Genomic DNA, 25,655 nt, shown 5'->3' with positions numbered 1-25,655 from the left:
AGTACGTCTCGGACCGTTGAAACAAGCGCGCTGCTCTAGCCTGCACTTAGGTTAGCAAGTTTCGCAGCGAGGTCTCGAGTGCTGAATGGCTTGACCATCCGGGGAAGATCAGGAGCGACGCCCTCGCTCTCGGCATAGCCCGACACGAGCAATACCTGCGTGCCCGGCAACTCCGAAAGGACACGCCGCGCCAAATCCGTGCCGTTCATGCCGGTCATAAGGTGATCAGTAACAAGAAGTTGGGGTTTAAGGCCGCCGCCAATCAGCCGGATTGCCTCTTCCGCCGAAGCAGCTTCGATAACCGTGTAACCGATGTCCGCGAGCATGTCAGCTGCTGCCGCACGAACTAGGGGCTCGTCATCGACAAGGAGCGCGGTTCCAATGGGGCCGCCGCTGACCCTCGAGACCTGATACTGGCTGTCCGATTGCACGGGCTGATCGGTCGAAGGAAGCCAGATCTCTATGTTCGTGCCCAGCCCCAAACGGCTTTGAATGGTCAGCGCACCGCCCAACTGTGATGCCAAGCCGTGAGCCATCGATAAACCGAGACCCGTGCCTTTTCCGATTCCTTTGGTCGAGAAGAACGGCTCGACCGCCCGCGTCTTCACGGATTCATCCATGCCGACGCCGCTGTCGGCCACGGATATCCTGACGTAGCGACCTGCATTAAGGTTGGCGCGATTTCCCGCATCAACCTGTTGGGCGTCCGCAATAATGCGCAACGTACCGCCGTCAGGCATAGCGTCACGCGCATTGACCGCGAGATTGAGGAGAGCCATTTCCAACTGAATCTCGTCGATCCTCGCGGCCGGTAAGTTCTGCTCGATCTCTATGGAAACCTTCACCTGCGGACCGCACGTACTGACAATCAGCTCGCCCATTCCGTGAATCAGGTCTCCCACGTGAACCGGCTTGGCCTGGAGTGGTTGGCGTCGTGCGAATGCGAGTAGCCGCTGCACAAGGGTCTTGGCTCTTTCTGCGGACTGCATCGCTCCGGCGATCAAGCGCTGCTCGCGGTCGCCACCCAAGCCCCGCCGTTGCAAAGCATCGAGCGCGCCGACGATTGGCGTTAACAGATTGTTGAAGTCGTGGGCGACGCCGCCGGTAAGCTGGCCCATTGCCTCCATTTTCTGCGCCTGACGGAGTTGCTCCTCCGCCCTGGCCAGACGCTCCTGCTCCCGGATACGTTCCGTCACATCGTATACGAACTGATACGCGCCGATCCGTTCTCCATCACTGTTCCGCAAGGTATTGTACTTCATCTCATAGTGGCGACGTTCGCCAGCGCGGTCGCCGAACGCCGCGATTTCCGTAAATTCCTCTCCGGACAATGCGCGGGCCCAAACAGCGCGCACGACTTCGCGCTCGGCAGGCAGATGCGCCAACAGGTCAAGCATGCATTGCTGGGCCTGGGGACGAACCCCGAATAGCCTCTCGAATTCATTAGCTGCGGCCTTGTTGATGGCGAGCCAGCGAAATTCGAGGTCCACTACCTGGACGAAAGCGTCCGTGCCTTCGACGATGTCCGCCAACACTTTCCTCTCAGCCAAAACCTCGGAGATTCGGCGCTCCAATGTTTCGTTCAACTCCTTAAGCTTTGCTTCATCGGCCTTGCGAGCAGTGATGTCGATAGCGGTGCCGGTAACTCGCACACAGTACCCATCGCTATTGAACAAGCCGCGTCCCTTCGCAGCCACCCATCGGACACGCCCGTCCTCTTTCCCAACGGTACGATACTCAACATCATAGAGAGCTCGCTTGTCGGGATCTGCCGCCGCCGCGTAAGCGGCGCTGACGAACTCGCGATCCTCGGGGTGAAGACCCGAATAGAAGTCCATCATCGACACGGGCCTGTCCGGCGATATCCCGAACATTGCCTTGACCAATGGTGGCCAGTGCAGGACCTGGTTGATCTCATCCACATCCCAGAATCCGATGTCCGCGTTAGCGGTAGCGAGTCGCAAACGTTCCTCGTTTTCTCGTAGGGCAATATTCGTTGCTTGCAATTCCTCTTCAGCCCGGCGACGTTCAGCCTCTGCTGCCTCTCGCTGGGTAATATCGACGTTGACGCCAATCATCCCGAGAAATTCACCGGAAGCTCCGAAGCGAGGATGCGCGACGGTTTCAAGCACCCGGTACTCTCCTTTGGCGCTGCGGTATCGCCCTTTCAACTTTACGGGGACCCTTTTTGCAAATGCGGCCGCAACCTGGTCGCCGACCATTTGGGCGTCTTTGGGGTGTATCGTCGACGACCAGTCGAAATAAGGAATGGCTGCTTCTTCCACCCCCCAAAAACTACGGAGCAAACGGTTAAGGTGAAGGCATTTGCCCGCGGCGTCGCTCATCCAGATCATGACAGGAGCGTGCTCCGACATGAGACGGAAGCGCAATTCGGATTCCCTCAACCGCTCTTCTGTGATTATTCTGTCCAGAGATAAGCTCAACTGTCGAGCAATGGTGCTTGCTAGACGGGTCTCTCGCTCGCTGAATTGATGTGGGCACCTATAGTAGGTCATGAATTTGCCGATGAGTTGTCCGTGGCGGACGAGCGGAATGAAGGCAAGGCCGCGAATCCCTTCGCCCTCGATTACCCTCTTCAGGGTATCGGGGTTGTTCGTATTCCGAATGTCGGTAACGAAGATCGGGACCGCGTCAGTTGTCTCGGGTGTCCACGGAGAGTGACCATCGACGGCTTTACGATACTGCTCGCTGAGTCCTTTCCAAGCGACAAAGCGCATTACGGAAGCCGAATCGAACAGCAGAATCGACGCGCGCTCGCACTCCAGCGCATCGGTGATCGCCTCTAGCGCCGCCTCATAGACCTCTTGGGCGGATCTCGCAGCCTGCAGGCGCTCAGTCAGGTGAAAAAGCGTTCCCAGCTCACGGACGGTCCGCGAAAGTGATTCCGCAGCGCTCTTGCGTTCGCTGATGTCCCGGCAAAACGTTGCTCCGCCCACGATCAATCCCTTCTCGTCACGCAGCGGGACGACAGTAAGCTCCACGGCAAGCGTTCTCCCATCCTTGCCCACACTGACCGTTTCGAAGGAGCCATAGGACTGGCCGGCGCTCACGCGTTCGATCATGCTCTCGGCCACTGAGCGCTCCGCCTGCGTGACCAACTCCAGAAGGGACTGACCAGCGATTTCCGAAGTCTCAAACCCCAACAGGCGTTCTGCCGCGGGATTCCACTGTGTGATGATACCGTCGGTCCGCCAGCACCAGATCGCGTCGGGCGAGCCGGCAAGGATTGCCGAAAGCACCATCGGTCCGGGTTCTGCCGCCATGGGCCGATAGGATTTGGGCGTTAAGGCGGAAACTGGTTGGTTAGCCCCACTGGACATCCTTCACCCCCTATCGGCCGCGTTTTGATAAGAAGACGGCTCTAAAATATCTGAGTCCAAGTCGCAGACAACAAAAGCTTCCTTAACGGCAGGGATTGGGATTGGTTCCAAACGTCAGTCCAAGAACCGACTGGGGGCTGGCCGACAGCGTCGGGCGAATTTTTCCTGCTTGGAAGCCGCTGGGAGCCTAGGTTGGCGCGATGAATGCCGCATACGTCCTGCTTTCGTTTAGGGGTCGATCCGATGGTACGGCGGCGGGCGCCAACCGATGCCCGGCTTTGGGAGGAACGGCTTTCGGACGAGTATCCCGCCTCTCGCTTAGGGTGCGACCTGCTCCGAATATTTTGGTGATGAACCGACGTAGAGAGAGGCTGAGGGGCTACGGGATAGGACCGAAGCAAACTCTTGCCGTGCGCATCGCGCACTTCGAGGCAAGAAGTGACGGCTCGGCTCGCAAAGTCCCGTTGCCGTTTCCAGTAATCAGCCAAACATCTATACGGTTCTGTTTTCTGAAAAAGCTGCAGCCGCCGCATTTCTGGCGAGCCGCAGTTTTCTCATATTAGGAAACGGCTTGCCGAGCGCGCGCGCCTTGACTTGAACCGATACTATAGAGCGCTTCAAAACGACCGCTGCTCTTGCAGGAGATGCTTTAGCAGCAAGCAGTTCTTCGAGACGTTCTATCTGTGCTGGCGTCCAACTCCGCGATGTGACCAACCCACCCTCCTCATTCAGCCCTACGCAGCGTTGGAGAATAATAGGAAACCGGGTGACAAGTTCCTTATTTCTCAGGAAAACGTGGCAATAGACCCAGATCGGCCAATCAAACCATTGAAAAATTAGAGTTTATCCTTGACCGCACAGAGCACGTCAGGGAGATTCAAGGACGCTTTGGCATATTAGAGCTGATATGAGGCAACACCCGCTCGACTTCTGCTGCGAGCCCCGCGCGGGATAGCGCTAGACCGCAGGAAGGTCATCGTCGCTTAAACACGGTATCACACAGCTCAGACGCGTGCCTTGCCGCGTGCTGGAAATGGACAAGGTGCCCCCGAGAGCGCGGAGGCGTTCGCTCATACCCCGCAGTCCACGACCGAATACCACATTCGTGGGCACTCCCTTCCCGTCGTCGAACACGTCAACGAGGACTTGCCTTCTCCGAGAGGTTTCCTCACCGTCAGTTACCAACTGGGCTGAAATTACTAGTCTAGTCGCAGCTGAATGGCGCAAAGTGTTAGTCACGCCTTCTTGTATTACGCGAAAAATCGTTTCGGCGGTGACTCCTTTGACACCGGCAATGGAGGGATCAATGTCCTTACTAATATCTATGGCCGCAGCCTTTGGGCCAGGTCCCGATAGTATACTGTCGATACTCGATATAATGCCGAACTCTTGCAGCTGAAACGGCTGCAACCGGTCGAGGATGCGGCGATTGGCTTGCTGAAAAATCTCGACGGCCTCGAGCAACCGTGATGATGCGATAGCGCTGTTAGTGTCCATTGTTGACAGGCCATCGGATATCGACGTGGCATGAGCACGGATTGCGAACAATATGGGACCGAGTTCGTCATGCAACTCCTTGGCGATGTCTGAGCGGTCGCGATCTTGGAGATTCACCATTTGTCGAAGCAGGTCGCTGCGATCGCTGCTGAAGCGCTTTAAACTTTGGGCGAGCTGGTTCACCTCGTTGCAACTTCGAACCAGCTCTGGCGATCCCTCACACTCAATCTGAAATTCATACTGCCCGCGTCGCAACATCGTCAGAGCCTTCTCAACACGGGCGAGCGGCTTTAACATTGAGCCCAACAAGAAATAGGCAATTAGGAACGTGAGAGAAGAAAGTAGTATTGCAGCTATCAGCAAGGCAACAAATGTAATCCACTTTTCCCGAATGTCGGCGGACAGATCCGAGAAGTAGATCAGATCTCCGAATTTTCGTCCGTCTTTGATGACAGGTAATCGACTTGGATCTGAATGTTCGCCTAGAAGTCTTATGAACCAAGCCGGCACTCCGTCGGCTCGAAAGGGCGTGGAGGCGACCACTTGCGTTGTATCGGTGGTCTCAAAGCCAACGATGCCTGTCTTATTTTCTCGAGATGAATCCAAAAATTTGTGCATCACGCTATCAGCGTTGTCTGAAACTGACAGCGTTGCCCCAAGCGATCGAACAAGTTGATTAGCGACGTCGTCCGCGAGCACCTTCTCATGTTTCAGCGTAAGCGAGGCGAACATCACCTGAAGAGCCACAATAGTTCCCAAGGCCAAGATCAGCATTGAACTTAGCAACAGCGCGAGGCGAACGCGAAGCGAAAGCACAGACCACATTGTTTTGGATTCTACTGGTTGATGCCTTAGGAAGCTTCGAGGAACCCCTAGCCTGTACTATGGTTGCTCCCAGACAAATTGCCTAACCGCAGCCGAATGGTAATTAACCCCAATGAATATCTTGATCGTTGACGATCATCCACTGGTCATTTCTGGATGCAAAGCAATCCTTGCATCGGTTCCCTCAATCACGATCACATCCGCACCGGACGAACGGACTGGATTTCAGCAATTCTTGGACGCTCGACCCGAAGTATCAATTATCGACTTGAATCTGCCCGGTCTTTCCGGCTTTGAGTTGTTGCGAAAAATCAGACAGCATGACCAATCCGCCAAAACTATCATGTTCAGCATGAACGACGATCCAATCTTCATACTTCGTTCCCTTGAACTTGGCGCCAATGGGTATCTTTCGAAGACCGATGATCCCCGTTATCTTATTGAAGCTGTGGTGACGGTCGGAAATGGCGGATCTTTCATTTCGCCACGGCTCGCCAAGAATGTAACCTTCTCTGCTGCTTCTATCCGGGCGAATCCGCTCAATGTACTGGGCGGGCGAGACATCGAAATTTTGCGATTATTGGCCCGTGGCAACAGCATCGCCGAAGTGGCCGATGCGCTCGCACTTTCCTACAAAACCATCGCAAATTCGACCACCTCGCTGCGACAAAAGCTTGGTGCAAAAAATCACTCCGACCTAATCCGGAAAGCGGTCGAACTGGACCTTCAGAATTAGGTCGCTCTTGCCATTCCCCAAACCAGGGCTAGAACTCAGCTTGGAGCGAGCACCGCGAGTTTCTTGCGAAGCGGGGCGTTTCTCTTGGACTTGCGAACGCCTGGTATCGGCGAACGAACAGATGCTTCAGAAGCATTCAACTTCGTAGTTTCGAACTCTCTTTGTATCTTTGCGTCGGCAATCTCTGCAACAGGCGAGGATATCGTCGGCAGCGACGTATCGATCACCACAAGATCAGGACGGCGGATTGCAGACGCAATTCTAATGACCGTCCGGTCGACATCTGGGCGCTCTTTTGCTCTAGGGCGACTATCGAGATGCTCGCTAAGCAGGATAACGGTCAACAGCAGGCTCCCCACACATATAAAATACCGAAAAAGCGGCATCGATCCGTCCCCATACACGATGTTCGCACGTGCCCTGCCTTCGCGGCTCGGGCATATGAAAGAGGACGGTCGATCGACCGTCCTCTTTCAGTGAGTTACTTCTCCGTGCAAACCTTGATGGTCTTCATCCCGGTTTCCGCTTCGGTCCTGGTCTTGAAAACCCCGTTATCGACAATTGTGGTCGTTGTGCCAGTGGGCTTTTTGTCGACCACGGTGCAGGTCTTGGTATTGCTGTCTCGGACGACATAGTATTCGCTGACAACGGCAGTCTGGGCGTATGCCCCTACTGCACCAATCATCGCGAACGCAGCGCCGATCAGAATTTTCTTCATCACTTCCTCCAAATGTTGGTAACGCGCGCTGAACGGCGATGAGCCGCTTTAGTTCCCCGGAACAGAAATTGTTCAAGCTGGTTTGGGAGCGGCTAAACCAAAGGAGAAGTTCATGAGGAAACTGATCATCACAGCAGCAGCAGTTGCTCTTGTCGGCCTGACAGTGCCCACGGCGGCAATGCCCACGGCCAAATCGAGTACCGTCGCGCACAGTGACAGCGAGCTTATGCTTGCAAAGCACCATGGCGGTCATGGCTGGAAGGGGCATAATCGAGGACGCCATTATGGATGGCACCGTGGCCGAGGCCATCATTATGGGTGGCACCGCGGTCGAGGCCATCACTATGGATGGCATCGCGGCCATCACCGCCACTGGCACTAACGGTCAGGTATAAGGAGAAAAACGATGAAGTCGGTTCTTATATCGCTAACAGGCGCAGTCGTCCTAACCTCCACCGCGGTGGTCGCGGCGCCTCTGAATGTCGGTGCTGTTGGTTCAGACCTGACCACGGTAGAGCAAATCAGGTTGGTCTGTAATCAATACGGCCGCTGCTGGCACAGCCGGGGGCCCCGATACGTTGTGCGCGAGTATGATAGTTACAACCTACGCCATAGTTACGGCTACTACGGTGGTCGTCCTCATTATTACCGAGGAGACGGCTACTACGGCGGTCCGAGCGTGGGGTTCAGCATCGGCGCCCGAAGCTGGTGATATCGAGGAGGGGGAACGCTTTTCGGCGGTTTCCCCTCAACTTTCACCAAATGGAAGCAACGGACCGCAGCGACTTCGCTCGATCTTGCCCTCGTTGTTGTAATCGAGCATGACGTTTACAACACCGGTTTTAGTTCTATATGAAAAATGAACGCCCCGATGCACGGGCGCAAATTCTTCAAACTCCGCGCTTGGCTTTTCGCTGAATCGTACTTTCCAATAAGCGCAGATCGCCTCTCGACCCACGATGACTTGCTCGCCCCCGCAGCCACATTCGAGCGAAGCTCCTTCATCATAAAGATGAAGGAGACCTTCTAGATCCTCCGCGCGATACGCTTCAAGCCAATCAATCGCGACGGCCATCGGGTCAAAGGAATTCATTGGTCCTACCTACATGCCACATCGCAAAACTGAGGCATTCCATATTAACCTTAGATGAACCCAGCAGATGAACCCAGCTTTTCCGAGTAATTTATCGGCATATCTAACACGTCATTTTACCCTTCCCGATACACCAACCGGATGGAACAGAAATTTCCGACCCACGTTTGGCATGCGCATCAATCAGAGGAGAGCGAGATGCATAAGATCGTTTCAGGATTAATCTTAGCGACAGCGGTTTCAGTAACGACGCCAGTCCTGGCACAGGATGGCGCAGTGGGCGGCGCGGTTGGTGGCGCTATCGTAGGCGGTGCAGTCGGCGGACCCGTTGGCGCTGCGGTCGGCGCTACCACCGGTGCTGCCGTGGGTGGCATCGCCGACGATGCACGGCCTCGTTTTCGCTCATATGTAACGGAGCGGAGCCATCCCTCTTATCGATACCAAGGCGATATTCGAGTCGGAGTCGAACTCCCAGCTAGCGGCGTCACTTACTACGAAATTCCAAATGAATACGGTGCAACGCGTTATCGCTATACTGTTGTGAACGATCGCACCGTGTTGGTTGATCCGAGCTCACGACGCATTGTTCAGATCATCGAGTAATGACCTCCAAAGCTTTTGCGGGCACTTCCGGCAAGTGTGCCGGAAGTGCTTTGCTTTTGCAGCCCGTTTAGCCATTTACTGAAGCCTTTAAGTTCTCTTTCTCCGGAGGAACACCAACTTCTCATAAACGTTCGCCCCCAAACAAAGGAGGCGGCGATGCGATCATCTCTTACCTATTACTTCGCTGGCGTTGGAACGGCCGGCATGGCTTTGGTCATCGGCTTTGGTGGATCGTTAGCATTCTTCAACACGATCACAACCAAAAAGCCTCTCTCGCCAACAAAGATTGAGCGTGTCATCAAGCAGGATGAAGCCTTGCAAGCGAAGAACAACTCTCCTGCTCAAGCAGTGCCGAATATCGCAACCGTGAAAGCGACGCCAGCGCCTGTACCTCTGCACACTGCGGGCACCTTACAGGCACCTAAGCCAGTAGACCATGCCGGGCCTTCCGAAGATCTTAGGCCGACTAAGAACGGCGATAACAGACGAGCGGATGACGCGCAAACAGTTCGTGAACTCCGGTCCCGCGCGAACATCCCGTCCTCGACGATTACGGTCAGTGACCAACCGGTGCCGGTGCAAGATAAGATCGCGATTGCAAAGCGGAGTCGTGAGCTCGAACTGAGAAAGGCGCGTGATTCGGCAAACGATAGAAAGCGGCTTGCTGCAAAGCGAAAGCAGGAGATCGCAGCGGCTGCAGACGCCGTCCGACGAATGTTGAGAGATCGACCCGAGCTTCGCGAAGACGAGCTGCAGCGGCCGTTCAACATGGGATTTTCCATCGATTGAGGCGGTCGCCAAAAATGCAAGCGGACCTCGATGGGGTTGTTTTTTCAGTTCGCTGCACTGCCGTCGACGCCGCTAAATGTCTCGGAGCGAAGGGAACACGGACGACACATTGGCGTTTTGGTGGGCGATTAAACAACTAAGGAGATTCAAATGGCTGACGGCAGTGATGGCGCAAGTGGAATTCTTGGAGTCGTAGTGGGTGTGGTCCTCGTTATTTTTGTCGGAGCAGCCATGATGATGGCAACCGGCAATATGGGTAACTCGGGACCAAGCTTCACGATCAAGGTCCCAGGCGCCAAGTAAACCTCTTCAACCGTAAGGAGATTCACATGAATGGCGTAATTTATCTCGTCGGCCTGGTGGTCGTGGTTATGGCGGTACTTTCACTCATCGGCCTTCGATAATTCAACAGAGGAATTCGCTATGGCGGTAACAGATCCGGGGTATGTTCAGTCTGGCAGGTCTTATCTGGAGTGGGGTCCCATTATTGGCGGCGCGGTAGCCGCAGCATCTTTGTCGTTTCTTCTTTTGACGTTCGGTGGAGCCATTGGGCTATCCCTCACATCTCCATGGCCAGACACAGGCGCGCGTTTATGGGTAGTGAGCCTCGCCGTCGCTTGGTGGATGGTGCTGGTGCAGATCGGTAGCTTTGCAGCAGGCGGCTATCTTGCAGGACGGATGCGGTCGCGATGGAGCGACTCTGAGCCAGAAAGCGGCTTTCGAGACAGTACGCATGGCTTCATGGTATGGGCAGTGGGGGTGTTATTCGGCGCCGTTGTTCTCGCCATTGTCGGACTGAGTTCTGCAAAAACCTCCGCTCAGTCCGCCGCTGTTGTTGCAGCCGGCGCGACGTCCGGGGCAACCTCAAATCCACGAGCGCTTTCAGCGACGCCCGCCGACTACGCAGTCGACTTGCTTCTCCGACCGCAGCCTTCGCAACCTGGCACAACGGTCGACTTGAAAACTGGCGGCGGCGACCTAGAGGCAGCACGCGCGGAAGCAAACCGGATTTTTGCGAGCGCTATCAAGAATCAGGCAATTTCCGAGCGAGACCGAACGTATCTTGGACAGATCGTCATCGCGCGAACAGGCATGCCTGAAGCCGAAGCCCAAAGCCGTGTGGACGCTGCCATAGCAGAAGCTCGCGACCTTGAATTGAAGGCACGTCAACAAGTCGACAAAGCTCGCAAAGCTACGGTTATCACTGCGTTTATAGCCGGCGTTTCTCTGCTTGTCAGCTTGGCTGCAGCTATCGTTGCAGCGGGGGCGGGAGCGCGTCACCGCGACGAAAACCGAATTCCGACCTTTGCGGGCCACCGCTTTTGGTAACCCCAATACAAGGAACATCGATATGCCGATTTTGCTCTGGTTGATTGGAATTCCTCTCCCTTTGATTCTACTAGTGCTACTGCTGCGCTAGACAACCCAGTGACAAAGCCGGCTGATTTGCCGGCTTTGTTGCCCAAGCGGAGGGGAGAATGAAAAGACCAGATTGTCGTATTCGAGGTATGGCGAAAGAATTGGATGGCTAACGGTGGCGCGAGAATCGCCCTCAGCTTGAACGCGCGTTTAGACAGAGGGAAGTCGTTATCCAAGCCCCCACCAAGTGGACTTGCTATGAGCTAGGTGGTTATCGGGACCAAGAACGCGCGGAACAGAAGTCCAATACGTAAATGCAGCGTGCGCGGCAATCTCGAAGGCGCGCAGGATTGGACCAGCAGGCGTGGTGAGCTGCGATGAAAGATGTAAAAGCCAGGATAGAAAAACTTCTGGTCGATGCCGTCGATTGCGAAATCATCGCAAAACTCGCAACCAACAATACAAAGCGAGAATCATTCGAGCGGCTTGCTGAAGCGTATCGAAAAATGGCAGCAGAACTGCAGCGGCTGATCGATAAGGGGCAGTTTTCTGAGGACGCTGCTAAAAGATAACCGCGCGGTAGCGGGGAGCGCCGAATTGTAAGCCTTCATGACCTAAACAACAATCTCAGAGCGGCGATAAAGCAAGCCGAAAGTTCAAATTGCGATCAAATATCGCAAAGAAATCCGGCTATCCGGATAAGTTCCTCACCACTGCGTGCCCGAAAGGATTCGCGAGTGCCCTCCCCGCAATAGGGAGCCCAACCACGAGTGTTCAGGGGCATCGCCGAACGATCATATTGCGCCTCATCGTGAACCCGATCTCGCTCGCCACGAACGAGGCGGGCATCGACTACCGCTCCGATGTCGTCGAAGCGTCTCCAATTGACACAATTTCAGCCGTCCCCTGACCAGCCACGACGGTGTCACCAACGGCTTTCCCAAGCAGGGCTCGGGCGAGTGGCGACGCATGGGATAGCAGACCTTTGGTGGGATCGGCTTCGTCTTCTCCGACTATACGGTACTCCTGCCTTCGGCCGTCGTCGCGCTCGATCGTGACCACGGCGCCAAACCGAACTGTCGTAGCGCTGTCCGGCATCTGGACCACCATCGCGGTGCCCCGTCTGTTGTTCCAGTAACGGAGGTCTCGGGATATAGCTGAAAGCGCGTCTCGATCACCTTCGATCTGCGCTTGGGCCAGCCTGCTTTGAAGTTCAGCGATCTTCATCTCAATTAAGCTAAGGCCTTCCGCTGTAACGTAATTGGGATACTCCGACACAATACGGTCGGGCAGTTCATCAACGGCGTCGGACTCTTTTACAAAGGCTCTGCTCATGACTGCTAATTCCACCGCGGACGTTGCGTTCCCTAATCCGCAGATTTCAACCTTCGCATCGTAAATTCGATCTCGTCGCCGGGGAGCTCACGCCAGGTTTCAACCTCCGACATGTATGCCTGTTTGGGGTATTCATCGAGGAATGCCCTCGCCGTCTGGCGGGCTTTTTCTCGAGGCTGGGTGAACGTCTCCCGGACGTAGCCGTCGTCCCGGCCGGCGAGCTTCCGGCCTGCCCTTTGCTCGGCCATCCGGTTCGACAATTCCCGCGGCGTTCTTGGACCGGGCATCACGATACTCCACATGCGATAGTTCTTAGGTAATCATCTGTTGGTGGATTTGGAGTCCGAGCCGGGAGCGTTGGCATGCCTAGAAAGCTCAAAACTTACCAGACCTCGATGGGCTTTTTCGATCTGGCCGTAGCCGCCCCCTCGATGAAAGCAGCATTGGAGGCCTGGGGATCCAAGAACAACTTATTCCACCAGGGTTTTGCGCAAGAGGTGGATGATATCGACGTCGTCGCCGCAACAATGAAAAGGCCCGGCGTAGTGCTGAAGCGCCCTGTTGGATCTGATGGGCCCTTCTTAGAGCAGGCGGACCTCCCGGCATCGCTTCCAGCCCACAAGCGGGGCTCGCGAAAGCCCCCTTCGACGCCAATTAAGCGCGGGCGCGCTCTGGATGACAAGGCAGCCCGAGAGGCCGCAAAGGAATACGAACGGGAAGAACGGAAGCGAGATCGGGAACGGGCCAAACTTGAAGCTGAACGTGCGCGTCGCGAGCGAGCCATCTCCAAAGTCGAGGCCCAAAGAGAAAAAGCAAAGCGAGATCATGAGAACCGGCTTCGCGAGATGGAAACCGAGCGCGCGGCGCTTGATCGACGTTTCGAGGCTGAGGAGCTTCGCTGGAAAAGGCAGATGGAGAAGTTTCAGAACGAATTGAAACACGCGCGGAAGTGAACGCCAAGCTTGCTAAGCCGCCTTTCGTTTCCGTCCGCCGGAACGCCTCCGTTTTGCGCGCGGTGCGGCACTCTTCCTGCCCTTCAAACTCTGTTTAAGGGCCTCCATTAGGTCGATCACGTTGCCACGATCTTCCTTCTCTTCAGGCACCTCTATTGTCTTCCCCGCCGCCTTCCGCTTTACCAGGGCCTTTAACGCCGCCTCGTACTTGTCCTTGAACTTGCCCGGGTTAAATTTAGAGGCTTTGGTATCGAGGATGTGAGAAGCCAGTTTGACCATATCTTTAGATACCCGCGGACTGGGAATGTCGTCGAAATAATCTTCCTCATCTCGCAGTTCATACGGATAGCGTAGTGTTGTGCCTAATAGACCTTTTCCCAATGGCTTTAGCGCAATGATGTGCTCTCGATTGGAAAGGACGACCCGCGCCAGCGCAACTCTTTCTTTCTGCTTCATCGCATCACGGATCACAACAAACGCATCCGCGCCTTCTTTTCCGCTCGGGACGATGTAATACGGTTTGTCCAGATACCGCTCATCGATATCTTCGGCAGGCACAAAGTCGTCAATCTCTATGGTGTGAGTGCTCTCAAGCTTGATCGCGTCGAGCTCATCATCGTCTATCTCGACGTAGCGGCCCTTTGAAAGCTCGTACCCCTTTCCCTTGTGTTCCTTATCAACCACCCGCCCCGTGCGCTCATCGACCATCTGCTGTCTAAGCCGATGGCCGGTCTTGGTGTTGATTTGGTGAAAGTGGGTTTTTTCGGATTGCGTTGAAGCAGGATATAGAGCGATTGGACAAGTTACGAGCGAGAGCTTCAGAGAGCCCTTCCAATAAGCACGCAGCGCCATGCGAATCTCCTAGATAATGCACGGCAACGAGTTTAGTCGCCCCCGCGTTCCACATTTGGGATTCATCCTGCGGCCCTCGCCCCTGGCGGCGCGGCGCCGAAGGATGCCAGTAGGACAAGCTCAAGCAGATCGATCGCGTTCCATCCCCCGACCAGCTGTACGACCTCACGCTTCCACAACCACATCTAGGACTATTTACCTGCGCCCTCGCGTGCGCTTGAATGTCCTTCATGAAAATCTCGTTCTTCCGACGCACCAAGTCCCGCTGCGCCGACGACAAGGCTGTGGACGACTTCGCCCGCGTAGTCGACGAGACAGGCATTCTGAGGGCTCAACAGCGCATCGACGAGGCAGCGGCGATCATCGGTAAGGACAGCGCGCCGACGTCCGAAGACGTCGATCGCCTTGGCAAACTGCTTGGTGGTCCGTAATGGGATCGAAGTCGCGGGAATATTTATTCGGCAGTTCCATACGCGCGGCCGCGGAGCGCGCAGCAGAAGCGCGCCTGAAGGCTGATCGGCTCGCCTGTGAGGCCTGGACACTTCGGATGCTGGGCTATCACGGGCCGGCCCAACCCTCCCCGACGCTCGGTGACGCCCTGAACGCGGGCTATCGGTATCTTGAAGTGAAGTGCCTGGGCTGCGAGATGCACAGCACGGTGGACCTGACAATCGTCCGGCAGCCGAAGGAAACTCCGATCCACGAGCTTGAGCGGTGGATGCGCTGCCAGGATTGCTCGAAGGTTCGAGGTTACCCATATAAGCGAAGCCATCTTGTGGCACTCCGTCCCACCAAGATTTCAGCCCATGACCCGCCGTCACATGGCTATCCCGGAGAACGCTGATGTGCGGCCGCGCTCGCCTCGCTGACGACTGGTCGGAAATCAAAATCCGGCTGAAGTTCGATTCAGACGCCCCGGCGCCGAACTACGAGTACAACCATAATCTCGCGCCGACGGAGCGCATGATGACCGCGATCCGATCGGAAGACGGGAAGCGGACGCCGCGGATGATGAAGTGGGGACTTATCCCCTCGTGGGCGAAGGATACGAAGCTTCAGTACTCGACGATCAATGCCCGCTCGGAAGAGTTCACGACGAAACCAGCGTTTAAGGACGCATGGAAGCGCGGGCAGCGCTGCCTGTGCGTGACGACCAATTTCTACGAATGGAAGAAACTCGACGGGAAGGGCAAGGAGAAACAGCCCTACGCCATCTTCATGGCCGGCCGAAAGCCGATGGTCATGGCCGGCCTCTGGTCAACCTGGCGCGATCCGCTGAACGGTGAAGAGGTGCTGAGTTGCACGATCCTCACCTGCGGGCCGAATAACGCCATGGCCGAGATCCACAATCGCATGCCCTGCATCCTGGGCGAAAGCGACTGGGCAAAGTGGCTGGGCGAAGAGTCCGCGAGCAACGACGAACTGCTGGCGCTGCTGGCGCCCTGCCCCGACGAATGGCTCGAGATATTCCCGGTCGATAAGAAGGTGGGAAATGTCAGGAATAAGGGGCCTGAACTGATCCTACCAGTGACGAGCTAATGATCGCGAGCAAGCATCGGCCTGACGCTGCCTTATTTTGCGATTTCGGTTTTTTTCAGCGCCGCACTTCGGGCACTGATAATCGATCCGGTCCTCGAAGAATAAAAAACCTAGATGAATGGTCTTTATGACCATTGCGCGCGGAGGCTTGTACTTGGGACAAGTAACAGGCGCGCCATACGCCCGGTCGTCGGTTAGCATGCGGCCTCACCGCAATAAAGAGCTCAATGCTCTCAGTCACCGACACCTACCAGGGCGAGCGGTAATGTTCCAATTTGCGCCTTGCCGGAGAGAACGCGAATCCCTTAATCACCGGCAGCTGTGGCGTTATTTAATCCCTTTAGCTGCCCCTCACATCTACCTTTTTTCGGCGTTGACGCGAATCTCCCAAAGAGGGTTTTGAAACTCATCGGTTACTTCCATGCGCCAGTCCCGGCCCGGTTTCAGCTTGCCATCGAGGTTTTTGATCATCTCGCCGGCGGTACGGGTCGCCTCGACCCAAGCCGCATCCTGGTCCGGCAGTTCCTCCCCCACGTCGTCCCAATAAACACGATCGTGGAATATGTTAAAATGATAACGAGGCACTGCTCCGTCTCCTTCCTAAAGGAGACAAATCGACTGTGGTAAGAAAGTTCAGCTCCGCCGCCGCGATTCTGAACGATAAAGCGAACGCCTCGGAGCGGCTCTACCTTTCGGGAATGATGGGTTTCAATGTTTGGCAATCAGCCGCTGCGCGCTTCGTCCTCAACAACCAAAATAATCAGCAGTAGGGTCCCCTTGCCATCTCAGCAGATTTGCCGTGGTGTAATAGCGCCGGGTGTCCTGAAGCTCCCCAAACAAATTGACCAACGCAAGCGCAATAGCGAGACAATCAATGCATCGGCTGGTTCACGTACCAGCGGCAATGTGATCTATTGATGGACGTGGTGCGCAAAAGCCTGAAAGGCGCACCTACTTGTAATTCCATCGTTGCTGATTTTGCTGATCATCCTGCTTCGCTAACGCTTGAATGGCCTTACCGGTGATTGGGCAAGGCCATTTCTCTTTGAGAGATCCAAACGCACGACGGCTGCACGGCCCCTCCAGAGAGGGTTGGCTTATACCACCCGGCAATGATGGCGAAGGGCGCCGAGCAAGCGTGCGGGAAAGTACTTAGGCCCGGGTGCCGTCGGACAATTCTCATATTTTGCGCGAACAAAATTTAAGCGCGCTTCTTGTTCCGGCCATGGAACCATATCCTGGAACGAAAGTTTCCGGAATCGTTCAGATTGTGAGTCGGGCCGCGGTGATGTTGCCCACCTCGTCTGCAGCATTTATTCCTACAGAATTGTAATGCTCCACGTTGATCGGTGTCTCTCGCAATGAATGGGAAGTGCCGGAATGAAGGACGATTGCCGTCAGCCACGGATCGCTGCATGTTATGTCGCGATCGCATTTACCGGTGACCCATGAGCGAAACGACGATCCCGAGAAATCGCAAGAAACCCTTGGCCATCGCAAGAGGGAACGGGGAGGCCAGAGACCTAATTGACGATGCCGCGGCAATGCGTTCGCGGCAGCTTCTCGCGGCGATGGTGGCATTTCGGGATGGCGACTTCTCGGTGCGCTTACCGAGAGATTGGCCCGGCACGGATGGACGAATAGCCGAGGCTTTCAACCAAACCCTCGCACACCAGGGCCGGATCACTGGAGAGGTGGCGCGGCTAAGCGGGACGGTCGGCAAAGAGGGGCGCCTCAGGCAGCGCATGACCCTGCCCGGTGCGATCGGCGGATGGGCTGAGCAGGCCGACTCTATCAACACCCTCCTGGACGATCTGGTGCGGCCTACCACCGAGGTGGCGCGCACCATTGGGGCCGTGGCAAAGGGTGACCTTGGGCAGTCCATGGAACTGGAGGTAGACGGGCGGCCGCTTAAAGGCGAATTCTTGCGGTCGGCTAATCTCGTCAACACCATGATCGAGCAGCTTTCTGTGTTCACCTCCGAGGTGACACGGGTGGCGCGCGAAGTGGGTACCGAGGGCAAGCTTGGAGGCCAAGCCCAGGTCAAGGGTGTGTCCGGTGTTTGGAAGGAACTCACCGAGTCGGTCAACCACATGGCCGGAAACCTAACCGCACAGGTCCGCAATATTGCCGATGTGACAACCGCCGTCGCGCGAGGCGATCTGTCGCGTAAAATCACGGTCGATGTAAAAGGCGAAATCCTCGCGCTTAAGAACACCATCAACACGATGGTGGATCAGCTCAATGGTTTCGCGGCGGAAGTCACGCGCGTGGCGCGCGAAGTCGGCACCGAGGGCAAACTCGGCGGCCAGGCTGCCGTGCCCGGCGTTGCAGGTACCTGGAAGGACCTCACCGACAATGTCAACTTCATGGCGTCGAATCTCACCGGTCAAGTCCGCAACATCGCCGAAGTCACCACCGCCGTGGCGCGCGGCGATCTGTCCAAAAAGATCACCGCCGACGTGCGGGGCGAAATTCTGGAAGTGAAGAATACCATCAACACGATGGTGGATCAGCTCAATGGCTTTGCGTCCGAAGTCACCCGTGTGGCGCGCGAAGTTGGCACCGAAGGCAAACTCGGCGGTCAGGCTGTGGTGCCTGGCGTCGCCGGCACCTGGAAGGATCTCACCGACAACGTCAACTCGATGGCGTCGAACCTGACCGGCCAGGTCCGCAATATCGCGGATGTGGCAACCGCCGTGGCCAACGGCGATCTGTCGCGCAAGATCACCGTCGATGTGAAGGGCGAGATTCTTGAGCTGAAAATTACTCTCAATACGATGGTCGATCAGCTTAACGCTTTCGCGGGCGAAGTCAGCCGCGTAGCGCGCGAGGTCGGCACCGAAGGCAAGCTTGGCGGACAAGCGGCGGTCGAAGGCGTGGCCGGCACCTGGAAGGACCTCACCGACAACGTCAACTCGATGGCCAACAACCTGACCGGTCAGGTTCGCAACATCGCCGAAGTGGCGACAGCTATCGCCGAAGGTGACCTTTCCTCGAAGATTACCGTCGAAGTGAAGGGCGAAATTCTCGCACTCAAGAACACCATGAACACGATGGTGGATCAGCTCAATAGCTTCGCGGCGGAAGTCACGCGCGTGGCGCGTGAAGTCGGCACCGAAGGCAAACTCGGCGGTCAGGCTGTGGTGCCAGGCGTCGCCGGAACCTGGAAGGACCTCACCGACAGCGTCAACTTCATGGCGTCGAATCTCACCGGTCAAGTCCGCAACATCGCCGAAGTCACCACCGCCGTGGCGCGCGGCGATCTGTCCAAAAAGATCACCGCCGACGTGCGGGGCGAAATTCTGGAAGTGAAGAATACCATCAACACGATGGTGGATCAGCTCAATGGCTTTGCGTCCGAAGTCACCCGTGTGGCGCGCGAAGTTGGCACCGAAGGCAAACTCGGCGGTCAGGCTGTGGTGCCTGGCGTCGCCGGCACCTGGAAGGATCTCACCGACAACGTCAACTCGATGGCCAATAACCTGACAGGTCAGGTCCGCAACATCGCCGAGGTCACCATTGCTGTTGCGAACGGCGACCTTTCAAAAAAGATCACCGCCGACGTCCGCGGCGAGATCCTGGAAGTGAAGGAAACGATCAACACGATGGTCGATCAACTTCGCTCGTTCGCCGCTGAGGTGAGCCGCGTCGCACGCGAAGTCGGCACTGAAGGCAAGCTCGGCGGTCAGGCGCAGGTACCCGGCGTGGCCGGCACCTGGAAGGATCTCACCGACAACGTCAACTCGATGGCCAACAACCTGACAGGTCAAGTTCGCAACATCGCGGACGTCGCCACCGCCATCGCGCGCGGCGATCTGAGCCGCAAGATCACGGTGGACGTGAAAGGCGAGATTCTGCAGCTGAAGGAAACCATGAACACGATGGTTGATCAGCTCTCAGCCTTCGCGTCCGAAGTTACCCGCGTCGCACGCGAAGTGGGCACCGAAGGCAAACTTGGCGGCCAAGCCGCGGTGCCCGGCGTCGCGGGCACTTGGAAGGACCTCACCGATAACGTCAACTACATGGCCTCAAACCTCACCGGTCAGGTCCGTAACATCGCCGAGGTCACCATTGCGGTCGCCAGCGGCGACCTGTCGAAGAAGATTACGGTCGACGTGCGCGGTGAAATTCTCCAGCTCAAGGAAACCATCAACACGATGGTTGAGCAGCTTCGTTCTTTTGCATCGGAAGTGACACGCGTGGCCCGTGAGGTCGGCACCGAAGGCCGGCTCGGAGGTCAGGCCGCCGTTCCGGGAGTAGCCGGCACCTGGAAGGACCTGACCGACACGGTCAACGGTCTCGCCAACAATCTGACAACACAGGTGCGCAATATCGCGGAAGTCACTACGGCAGTGGCGCGCGGCGATCTCAACCGCAAGATCACGGTAGATGTGAAGGGCGAGGTTCTGGAACTGAAGAACACCATCAACACGATGGTCGATCAGCTCAACCTGTTCGCCGGCGAGGTCACACGCGTGGCGCGTGAGGTCGGCACCGAAGGCAAGCTCGGAGGTCAGGCCCAGGTCCGCGGCGTGGCCGGTACCTGGAAGGATCTGACCGACAGTGTCAACTTCATGGCCTCCAACCTGACGGACCAGGTTCGCGGCATCGTGAAGGTGGTGACCGCTGTCGCCAACGGCAACCTGAGCCAGCGGCTCACCGTGCAGGCGAAGGGCGAGGTCGCGGCCCTCGGCGAAACCATCAACAATATGACCGACACACTCGCGACGTTTGCAGACCAGGTGACGAACGTGGCGCGGGAGGTCGGCGTAGAAGGAAGATTAGGCGGCCAGGCTAACGTCCCTGGCGCCGCAGGCACATGGAAGGATCTCACCAGCAACGTCAACTTGCTCGCGGCAAATCTGACTACTCAGGTTCGCGCAATTGCCGAGGTCGCCACCGCTGTCACCAAGGGCGATCTCACGCGCACGATTCAGGTCGAGGCTCGCGGCGAAGTCGCCGAGCTGAAAGACAACCTCAACACGATGATCGCCAACCTGCGCGATACGACCGAAAGTAATCGGCAACAAGACTGGCTGAAGACCAACCTTGCCAAATTTACCAATATGCTTCAGGGCCAGCGACAACTCAGCACGGTGGGAGATATCCTTTTGAGCGAGCTGGGTCCGCTGGTCAAAGCCTATCAAGGCACGATCTATCACCTCGACAGCGATGAAGAAAACACCAAGCTCAAGCTGCTTTCGAGTTATGCGCGCGGCGGCGTCCGGCCACGCGAAACCATCGACCTCGGCGAGGGCCTGGTGGGCCAATCCGCAATCGAAAAGAAGACGATCCTGCTGGGAGACGTGTCACCGGATTATCTCACGATCTCGTCCAGCCTTGGCAAGGCTACACGCGTGAGCGTGGTGGTGCTGCCGGTTCTGTTCGAGGGACAGACCAAGGCTGTGATCGAACTGGCAACGCTGCAGCCGTTCACCGAAGTCGACCTCGCATTCCTGGAACAACTGACCCTAAGCCTTGGCGCAGTCTTCAACACTATCGAAGCGACCATGCGCACCGAAAGGCTACTGACCCAATCGCAACAACTGACCGCCGAACTGCAGTCGCGCCAGATCGAGCTGCAGCAGACCAACGAGGAACTGGGGACGAAGGCAAAGCTGCTCGCAGATCAAAATGCGGAGGTCGAGCGAAAGAACGCGGAGGTCGAGCAGGCGCGCTTTGCACTGGAAGAGAAAGCCATCGAACTTGCGCTTACCTCGAAGTACAAGTCCGAATTCCTGGCCAATATGTCTCACGAACTGCGGACACCGCTCAATTCGATCCTGATACTCAGTCAACAGCTTGCTGAGAACGTGCCGGGCAACCTATCGGACAAGCAGATCGAGTTCTCCCGCAACATTAATTCGTCCGGCTCCGACCTTCTGAACCTGATCAACGACATTCTCGATCTGTCGAAAATCGAATCGGGTACGGTTACCGTCGAAGTTGAGGAAATTCCGTTTGCTCGCCTGCGCGACAACATCGAACGCAACTTCCGTCATGTCGCAGAAGCGAAGAGCCTGCCCTTCAAGATTGATTTCGCAGCCGATCTTCCCCGTTTGATAGAAAGCGACGACAAGCGCCTCCAGCAAATTCTCAAGAACCTACTCTCCAACGCCGTGAAATTTACCGCACGCGGGCATGTCCATGTTCGTGCTGAACTCGTGACCCAGGGCTGGAGTACAGACCATCCCGTCCTGAGCAAGGCCGAGAAAGTTGTCTCCTTTTCCGTGGAAGACACAGGTATCGGTATCGCTCCCGACAAGCAGCGACTCATCTTTGAAGCGTTCCAGCAGGCAGACGCTGGCACCTCGCGCAGATACGGTGGCACCGGACTTGGCCTCGCGATCAGCCGCGAGCTAGCGACCCTGCTGGGGGGAGAAATTAAGCTCACCAGCATCTACGGCCAGGGAAGCACCTTTACGCTGTTCCTGCCCGTCCAGTTCCCGGGCCGCGACAGCTCCCAAAATGTGGTTGCTGACGGATCCGCGGTCCGCGCGCCGGTTTCCCGCGAACTCATCGTCATGCCGGTCGGGCGGGAAGAGCATATCGACGATGATCGCGACATCATCGAAAGAGATGATACCGTACTGCTCATCATCGAGGACGACCCTCACTACGCTCGCATTCTCCTTGGACTGGCTCACGACAAAGGCTTTAAAGGCATCGTTGCGACCAGAGGCGCGACCGGGCTTTCCCTGGCCCGGCAATTCCGCCCGGCAGCCATTTCTCTCGATATATTTCTGCCAGACATGCTGGGCTGGACGCTGCTCAATCAACTCAAGCTCGACCCGACGACGCGGCACATACCGGTGCAGATCGTCACGCTGGACGAGGAACGCCAGCATGGTCTTTCCCATGGCGCATTTTCCTATCTCATCAAGGAGCCCACCACGTCCTCACTGGAGACGGCGCTCGACCGCCTCAAGAACTTCACGGTCACGCGCACAAAGCGCCTTCTGGTGATTGAAGACAACGACATCGAACGGCAGTCCATTGTAGAACTGCTGGGTTATAACGACATCGAGCTTGTAACCGCGGCGAGCGGAGAAAAGGCGCTGCAAGCCATGCGGGAGCAGCACTTCGATTGCGTCGTGCTCGATCTGCGACTGCCCGACATGACCGGCTTTGAGCTGCTAAAGAAGCTGCATGCCGATCCAGCATTGGCAACCGTGCCGATCGTCGTTTTCACCGGCAAGAATTTGACGATTGACGAGCAGCTTGAACTCAAGACTATGGCAAAGAGCGTCGTTCTGAAAGATGTGCAGTCACCGGAGCGCCTGCTGGATGAAACCGCGTTGTTTCTTCATCGGGTGATAACCGACCTACCGCCAGAGAAACAGGCGATGCTCAGCCGGCTTCACGGGTCGAACGAAATCCTGCAGAAACGCAAAGTGCTCATTGTCGACGACGATGCCCGAAACATCTTCGCACTCACATCCCTGCTCGAAAATCACGACGTGGATGTCGTGAGTACGACCAACGGTAAAACCGCCATTGAGATCGTACAGAAGACTCCCGACATCAGTCTCGTCCTGATGGATATCATGATGCCGGAAATGGACGGCTACGAGACGATTCGCGAGATTCGCAAAATTCCTGACTTTCATACGCTTCCGATACTCGCGCTCACAGCGAAGGCGATGAAAGGCGATCGCGAGAAGTGCCTTGAAGCCGGCGCCAGCGACTACATTTCAAAACCAGTAAATACAGATCAGCTTCTTTCGTTGATGCGTGTATGGCTGCACCGTTGAAGCATGAGCAAACGCAGATGAACCTGCCATCGGCTACCAGCGGTTACGTGGAAGAAGCAACGCTGACTGACAGCGATACGACGGCCCGTCCAGCCTCGACGAGCCCGGAGACCAGTGACCTCATCAATATATTGATCGTCGACGACGAACCGAGAAATCTCACGGTCCTGGAAAGCGTATTGGACGCGCCGCGTTATCGGCTGGTTCGAGCGGAGTCCGCCGAGCAGGCTCTTCTGTCGCTGCTGGCCGACGAATTTGCGGTCCTGATTCTCGATGTCCGCCTGCCCGGCCTGACCGGCTTCGAACTGGCCCAGATGATCAGGGAGCGCAAGAAAAACGCAGAGATACCCATCATATTTCTCACGGCCTATTATAATGAAGACCAGCATGTGATCGAAGGCTACGATAGCGGAGCCGTCGACTATCTGCACAAGCCAATCAACCCGGCTATCCTTCGGTCAAAAGTTGCGGTGCTGGTCGAGCTTTATCTGAAACAGCGTGAGCTCGAAAACGCGAACCGCGCGCTCATGGCTGAGGTCGCCGAGCGGCGTCTCGCCCAGCAGCAACTTTACGAACTTAACAATACACTTGAGCAAAGGGTGCTGGAGCGCACCGAGGCTCACAAGCGTTCCGAGGAACAAGTTCGCTTGCTGATGAATGAAGTTAATCATCGTTCAAAGAACATCCTCAGCGTCGTGATGGCCGTCGCCCAGCAGACGGTCGCCTCAAACTCTAGTGATTTTCTTCTTCGCTTCTCCAGCCGGATTCAGGCTCTGGCGGTGAACCACGACTTGCTGGTGGTCGGTCAGTGGAAATGCGTCGATGCGTCGGATCTCGTTCGCGGACAACTCGCGCATTTTGCCGAGTTGGTCGGGCAAAGGATCACGGTTGAAGGCCCCAGGCTTCGCCTGGCGCCTTCAGCTGCTCAGTCTGTTGGTATGGTGGTCCACGAGCTCTCGACAAACGCGGTCAAGCACGGTGCTTTGTCAGTTGAGAATGGTCGCGTTGAAATCTCATGGCGCCTTGATGGAGACGCCGGCAGGGAGAATTTCACAATGAGCTGGGTTGAGAAAGGCGGTCCACCTGTTGCGCGCCCAGCCAACCGTGGCTTTGGCACAACTGTTATCACGAAAATGACCGAGATGAGTCTGGGCGGAAAAGTTGAGCTTAGCTATGCATCAACAGGGCTGATCTGGCGACTTAGTTGTCCAGCGAAAAATGTTCTTGAGGCGACGTAACCGTCCCGACTGATCCTAGCTTCCGGGCGTCCACTCTTCGGCGAGCAAGAAGACTGCTTTCCACTTCAGTTTGGATCAGGATCGCATCTCCAAGCGATGACCAACGTTCCATAACGGCTCATTACGCGAACTTGCGTAACCACTGAACGCATTCATTGCACGCCAACCAGCTGGAAGTCGTGATCCGGACCCACCAATTTCATTCGCTGCAAGGTGTGAGCTGTTCGGGAAAACGCCGGGCGGAGCCCGGCAATGGAACTCGCAAGATTCGGAAATTTTTAATTAGTCCGGGGCATCATAGCCTCAGTATATTCACGAGTGCGCGATGTCGTCGATCCAGCTTAAGCGCGTCTGTAACGGCTTTCTCTGTGCCTGCTATTCCGGAGTTGCGCTTCTCGGGGCAAGCCTGCTTCTGTTTATGCTGCGCTGAACCATGCAGATCAATCGCAGACTCATCGTTTATGGGTACATGGCCGCGGCAACTATTATCGTCGTGGTCGCGATCAAGATGTTCAGCTAAGCCGCCGTCTTTTAGCCGACAATGACCGACGGATTTTTTCGATGCTCATTACCGAAGCGCCGCGCGTTTGACATTGAAGTCCCCCTGTCATAACGGCGGGACGAAACTGACAAGCCGATAGACAGGTTTCGGAGTAGCGACCAGTTCGTTTGCCGTGAAGTGGGACGACTAATGATCATTGCGGCATCTTTGTTGGCGAGATGGTCAAACTTCGGCGCCGACCCACAAGTCGAAGGTCAGAAGATACACTTCCACAGGAATGAGTAACATTCTGATGAGCGCTTGATTTGCGGTCAGATCATTGACAGTGATCGGATCGTCGAAACCGTCGCAACGAAGCGCCCGCGGGAACTCTCCATCCTATGCAGACACCGGTGCAAACTGCGTTTGCCTCGCAGTGACTGACGCTCCGCTACGCTTCAAGATTGTGCTGGCGCGGTTGTCGCAGCCCTTTTCGGAGTATAGGAGCTCATGCTTCGGTACGCGGCGTACTTCGCCAC

22 protein-coding genes are annotated in these 25,655 nt (G+C 56.3%); 13 read left to right on the top strand and 9 right to left on the bottom strand.

Annotated elements, in window-relative coordinates; all coding sequences use genetic code 11:
• Positions 1-35: 35 nt before the first annotated feature.
• Positions 36-3,263, bottom strand: a complete 3,228-nt coding sequence (locus HMPREF9695_RS25190) for a PAS domain S-box protein (protein ID WP_051054950.1) — start codon at positions 3,261-3,263, stop codon at positions 36-38.
• Positions 3,264-4,298: 1,035 nt separating this feature from the next.
• Positions 4,299-5,612, bottom strand: coding sequence for an ATP-binding protein (locus HMPREF9695_RS03040; protein WP_051054949.1), 1,314 nt, complete (start codon positions 5,610-5,612; stop codon positions 4,299-4,301).
• 163 nt (positions 5,613-5,775) lie between these two features.
• On the opposite strand from HMPREF9695_RS03040, the gene HMPREF9695_RS03035 reads away from it, so the two are divergent.
• Complete coding sequence (locus HMPREF9695_RS03035) at positions 5,776-6,399, top strand: response regulator transcription factor (protein ID WP_041711135.1); 624 nt, start codon at positions 5,776-5,778, stop codon at positions 6,397-6,399.
• Positions 6,400-6,434: 35 nt separating this feature from the next.
• Here the strand turns inward: HMPREF9695_RS03035 and HMPREF9695_RS26255 are convergent, their stop codons facing one another.
• The gene (locus HMPREF9695_RS26255) at positions 6,435-6,743 is read right to left on the bottom strand and encodes a hypothetical protein (RefSeq protein WP_157223899.1); all 309 of its coding nucleotides are present in this window, start codon (positions 6,741-6,743) and stop codon (positions 6,435-6,437) included.
• Between the two features lie 137 nt (positions 6,744-6,880).
• The gene (locus HMPREF9695_RS03030) at positions 6,881-7,117 is read right to left on the bottom strand and encodes a hypothetical protein (protein ID WP_006019313.1); all 237 of its coding nucleotides are present in this window, start codon (positions 7,115-7,117) and stop codon (positions 6,881-6,883) included.
• A gap of 242 nt (positions 7,118-7,359) precedes the next feature.
• Between HMPREF9695_RS03030 and HMPREF9695_RS26760 the strand changes: the two genes are divergently transcribed.
• On the top strand, positions 7,360-7,512 hold the full coding sequence (locus tag HMPREF9695_RS26760; RefSeq protein WP_157223898.1) for a hypothetical protein: 153 nt from the start codon (positions 7,360-7,362) through the stop codon (positions 7,510-7,512).
• Positions 7,513-7,865: 353 nt separating this feature from the next.
• Here HMPREF9695_RS26760 and HMPREF9695_RS26245 read toward each other — a convergent pair whose 3' ends face one another.
• Positions 7,866-8,210 carry a YybH family protein gene (locus HMPREF9695_RS26245; RefSeq protein ID WP_006019310.1) on the bottom strand — a complete coding sequence of 115 codons (345 nt, stop codon included), beginning with the start codon at positions 8,208-8,210 and terminating at the stop codon, positions 7,866-7,868.
• A gap of 198 nt (positions 8,211-8,408) precedes the next feature.
• On the opposite strand from HMPREF9695_RS26245, the gene HMPREF9695_RS25530 reads away from it, so the two are divergent.
• The 5 genes from HMPREF9695_RS25530 (at position 8,409) to HMPREF9695_RS03010 (ending at position 11,533) form a co-directional block, all read left to right on the top strand.
• The gene (locus tag HMPREF9695_RS25530; RefSeq protein WP_006019309.1) at positions 8,409-8,813 is read left to right on the top strand and encodes a DUF1236 domain-containing protein; all 405 of its coding nucleotides are present in this window, start codon (positions 8,409-8,411) and stop codon (positions 8,811-8,813) included.
• A gap of 156 nt (positions 8,814-8,969) precedes the next feature.
• On the top strand, positions 8,970-9,602 hold the full coding sequence (locus HMPREF9695_RS03020) for a hypothetical protein (RefSeq protein ID WP_006019308.1): 633 nt from the start codon (positions 8,970-8,972) through the stop codon (positions 9,600-9,602).
• A 150-nt stretch (positions 9,603-9,752) separates the two neighbouring features.
• Positions 9,753-9,905, top strand: coding sequence for a hypothetical protein (locus HMPREF9695_RS26240; RefSeq protein WP_006019307.1), 153 nt, complete (start codon positions 9,753-9,755; stop codon positions 9,903-9,905).
• 120 nt (positions 9,906-10,025) lie between these two features.
• Positions 10,026-10,931 (top strand): hypothetical protein, encoded by a 906-nt coding sequence (locus HMPREF9695_RS03015; protein WP_006019306.1) that lies wholly within the window; start codon positions 10,026-10,028, stop codon positions 10,929-10,931.
• Positions 10,932-11,338: 407 nt separating this feature from the next.
• Positions 11,339-11,533, top strand: a complete 195-nt coding sequence (locus HMPREF9695_RS03010; RefSeq protein WP_006019305.1) for a hypothetical protein — start codon at positions 11,339-11,341, stop codon at positions 11,531-11,533.
• Between the two features lie 280 nt (positions 11,534-11,813).
• Here the strand turns inward: HMPREF9695_RS03010 and greA are convergent, their stop codons facing one another.
• Both greA and HMPREF9695_RS03000 read right to left on the bottom strand, forming a co-directional pair.
• Positions 11,814-12,296: a transcription elongation factor GreA gene (greA, locus tag HMPREF9695_RS03005; protein WP_006019304.1), complete on the bottom strand. Its 483-nt coding sequence runs from the start codon at positions 12,294-12,296 to the stop codon at positions 11,814-11,816.
• Between the two features lie 32 nt (positions 12,297-12,328).
• Positions 12,329-12,598 (bottom strand): hypothetical protein, encoded by a 270-nt coding sequence (locus HMPREF9695_RS03000; protein WP_202966310.1) that lies wholly within the window; start codon positions 12,596-12,598, stop codon positions 12,329-12,331.
• A 60-nt stretch (positions 12,599-12,658) separates the two neighbouring features.
• Here HMPREF9695_RS03000 and HMPREF9695_RS02995 point away from each other — a divergent pair, with 60 nt between their 5' ends.
• Positions 12,659-13,249, top strand: a complete 591-nt coding sequence (locus HMPREF9695_RS02995) for a hypothetical protein (RefSeq protein WP_006019302.1) — start codon at positions 12,659-12,661, stop codon at positions 13,247-13,249.
• 12 nt (positions 13,250-13,261) lie between these two features.
• Here the strand turns inward: HMPREF9695_RS02995 and ku are convergent, their stop codons facing one another.
• Positions 13,262-14,101: a non-homologous end joining protein Ku gene (ku, locus tag HMPREF9695_RS02990; protein WP_006019301.1), complete on the bottom strand. Its 840-nt coding sequence runs from the start codon at positions 14,099-14,101 to the stop codon at positions 13,262-13,264.
• 230 nt (positions 14,102-14,331) lie between these two features.
• On the opposite strand from ku, the gene HMPREF9695_RS02985 reads away from it, so the two are divergent.
• From HMPREF9695_RS02985 to HMPREF9695_RS02975, 3 genes are read left to right on the top strand one after another with little or no spacing between them, the layout of a single operon-like run.
• Positions 14,332-14,532 carry a hypothetical protein gene (locus HMPREF9695_RS02985; RefSeq protein ID WP_245258701.1) on the top strand — a complete coding sequence of 67 codons (201 nt, stop codon included), beginning with the start codon at positions 14,332-14,334 and terminating at the stop codon, positions 14,530-14,532.
• Entirely contained in the window at positions 14,532-14,945 is a 414-nt protein-coding gene (locus tag HMPREF9695_RS02980; protein ID WP_006019298.1) for a hypothetical protein, read from the top strand. Before HMPREF9695_RS02985 ends, HMPREF9695_RS02980 begins: the two co-directional genes overlap by 1 nt.
• A complete protein-coding gene (locus HMPREF9695_RS02975) occupies positions 14,945-15,640 on the top strand; it encodes an SOS response-associated peptidase (RefSeq protein ID WP_006019297.1) in 696 nt (231 codons plus the stop codon). Before HMPREF9695_RS02980 ends, HMPREF9695_RS02975 begins: the two co-directional genes overlap by 1 nt.
• A gap of 357 nt (positions 15,641-15,997) precedes the next feature.
• Here HMPREF9695_RS02975 and HMPREF9695_RS02965 read toward each other — a convergent pair whose 3' ends face one another.
• Positions 15,998-16,225 (bottom strand): DUF6894 family protein, encoded by a 228-nt coding sequence (locus tag HMPREF9695_RS02965; protein ID WP_006019296.1) that lies wholly within the window; start codon positions 16,223-16,225, stop codon positions 15,998-16,000.
• Between the two features lie 959 nt (positions 16,226-17,184).
• Here HMPREF9695_RS02965 and HMPREF9695_RS02960 point away from each other — a divergent pair.
• Complete coding sequence (locus HMPREF9695_RS02960) at positions 17,185-23,397, top strand: HAMP domain-containing protein (protein WP_157223897.1); 6,213 nt, start codon at positions 17,185-17,187, stop codon at positions 23,395-23,397.
• On the top strand, positions 23,382-24,635 hold the full coding sequence (locus tag HMPREF9695_RS25185) for a response regulator (protein WP_245258700.1): 1,254 nt from the start codon (positions 23,382-23,384) through the stop codon (positions 24,633-24,635). Before HMPREF9695_RS02960 ends, HMPREF9695_RS25185 begins: the two co-directional genes overlap by 16 nt.
• The last annotated feature ends 1,020 nt before the right edge of the window (positions 24,636-25,655 follow it).

Source organism: Afipia broomeae ATCC 49717 (assembly GCF_000314675.2).
Taxonomy (GTDB): Bacteria; Pseudomonadota; Alphaproteobacteria; order Rhizobiales; family Xanthobacteraceae; genus Afipia; species Afipia broomeae.
The sequence above is the reverse complement of the archived record's forward strand: the minus strand, read 5'-3'. Positions and strand labels throughout refer to the sequence as shown.

What these genes read in the sequence shown, in the direction of transcription:
- HMPREF9695_RS25190 (WP_051054950.1), bottom strand. Translation starts at nt 3,263, where the DNA reads ATGGTGCTTTCGGCAATCCTTGCCGGCTCGCCCGACGCGATCTGGTGC.
- HMPREF9695_RS03040 (WP_051054949.1), bottom strand. Translation starts at nt 5,612, where the DNA reads ATGCTGATCTTGGCCTTGGGAACTATTGTGGCTCTTCAGGTGATGTTC.
- HMPREF9695_RS03035 (WP_041711135.1), top strand. Translation starts at nt 5,776, where the DNA reads ATGAATATCTTGATCGTTGACGATCATCCACTGGTCATTTCTGGATGC.
- HMPREF9695_RS03030 (WP_006019313.1), bottom strand. Translation starts at nt 7,117, where the DNA reads ATGAAGAAAATTCTGATCGGCGCTGCGTTCGCGATGATTGGTGCAGTA.
- HMPREF9695_RS26760 (WP_157223898.1), top strand. Translation starts at nt 7,360, where the DNA reads ATGGCGGTCATGGCTGGAAGGGGCATAATCGAGGACGCCATTATGGAT.
- HMPREF9695_RS26245 (WP_006019310.1), bottom strand. Translation starts at nt 8,210, where the DNA reads ATGAATTCCTTTGACCCGATGGCCGTCGCGATTGATTGGCTTGAAGCG.
- HMPREF9695_RS25530 (WP_006019309.1), top strand. Translation starts at nt 8,409, where the DNA reads ATGCATAAGATCGTTTCAGGATTAATCTTAGCGACAGCGGTTTCAGTA.
- HMPREF9695_RS03020 (WP_006019308.1), top strand. Translation starts at nt 8,970, where the DNA reads ATGCGATCATCTCTTACCTATTACTTCGCTGGCGTTGGAACGGCCGGC.
- HMPREF9695_RS26240 (WP_006019307.1), top strand. Translation starts at nt 9,753, where the DNA reads ATGGCTGACGGCAGTGATGGCGCAAGTGGAATTCTTGGAGTCGTAGTG.
- HMPREF9695_RS03015 (WP_006019306.1), top strand. Translation starts at nt 10,026, where the DNA reads ATGGCGGTAACAGATCCGGGGTATGTTCAGTCTGGCAGGTCTTATCTG.
- HMPREF9695_RS03010 (WP_006019305.1), top strand. Translation starts at nt 11,339, where the DNA reads ATGAAAGATGTAAAAGCCAGGATAGAAAAACTTCTGGTCGATGCCGTC.
- greA (WP_006019304.1), bottom strand. Translation starts at nt 12,296, where the DNA reads ATGAGCAGAGCCTTTGTAAAAGAGTCCGACGCCGTTGATGAACTGCCC.
- HMPREF9695_RS03000 (WP_202966310.1), bottom strand. Translation starts at nt 12,598, where the DNA reads ATGTGGAGTATCGTGATGCCCGGTCCAAGAACGCCGCGGGAATTGTCG.
- HMPREF9695_RS02995 (WP_006019302.1), top strand. Translation starts at nt 12,659, where the DNA reads ATGCCTAGAAAGCTCAAAACTTACCAGACCTCGATGGGCTTTTTCGAT.
- ku (WP_006019301.1), bottom strand. Translation starts at nt 14,101, where the DNA reads ATGGCGCTGCGTGCTTATTGGAAGGGCTCTCTGAAGCTCTCGCTCGTA.
- HMPREF9695_RS02985 (WP_245258701.1), top strand. Translation starts at nt 14,332, where the DNA reads ATGAAAATCTCGTTCTTCCGACGCACCAAGTCCCGCTGCGCCGACGAC.
- HMPREF9695_RS02980 (WP_006019298.1), top strand. Translation starts at nt 14,532, where the DNA reads ATGGGATCGAAGTCGCGGGAATATTTATTCGGCAGTTCCATACGCGCG.
- HMPREF9695_RS02975 (WP_006019297.1), top strand. Translation starts at nt 14,945, where the DNA reads ATGTGCGGCCGCGCTCGCCTCGCTGACGACTGGTCGGAAATCAAAATC.
- HMPREF9695_RS02960 (WP_157223897.1), top strand. Translation starts at nt 17,185, where the DNA reads ATGCGTTCGCGGCAGCTTCTCGCGGCGATGGTGGCATTTCGGGATGGC.
- HMPREF9695_RS25185 (WP_245258700.1), top strand. Translation starts at nt 23,382, where the DNA reads ATGGCTGCACCGTTGAAGCATGAGCAAACGCAGATGAACCTGCCATCG.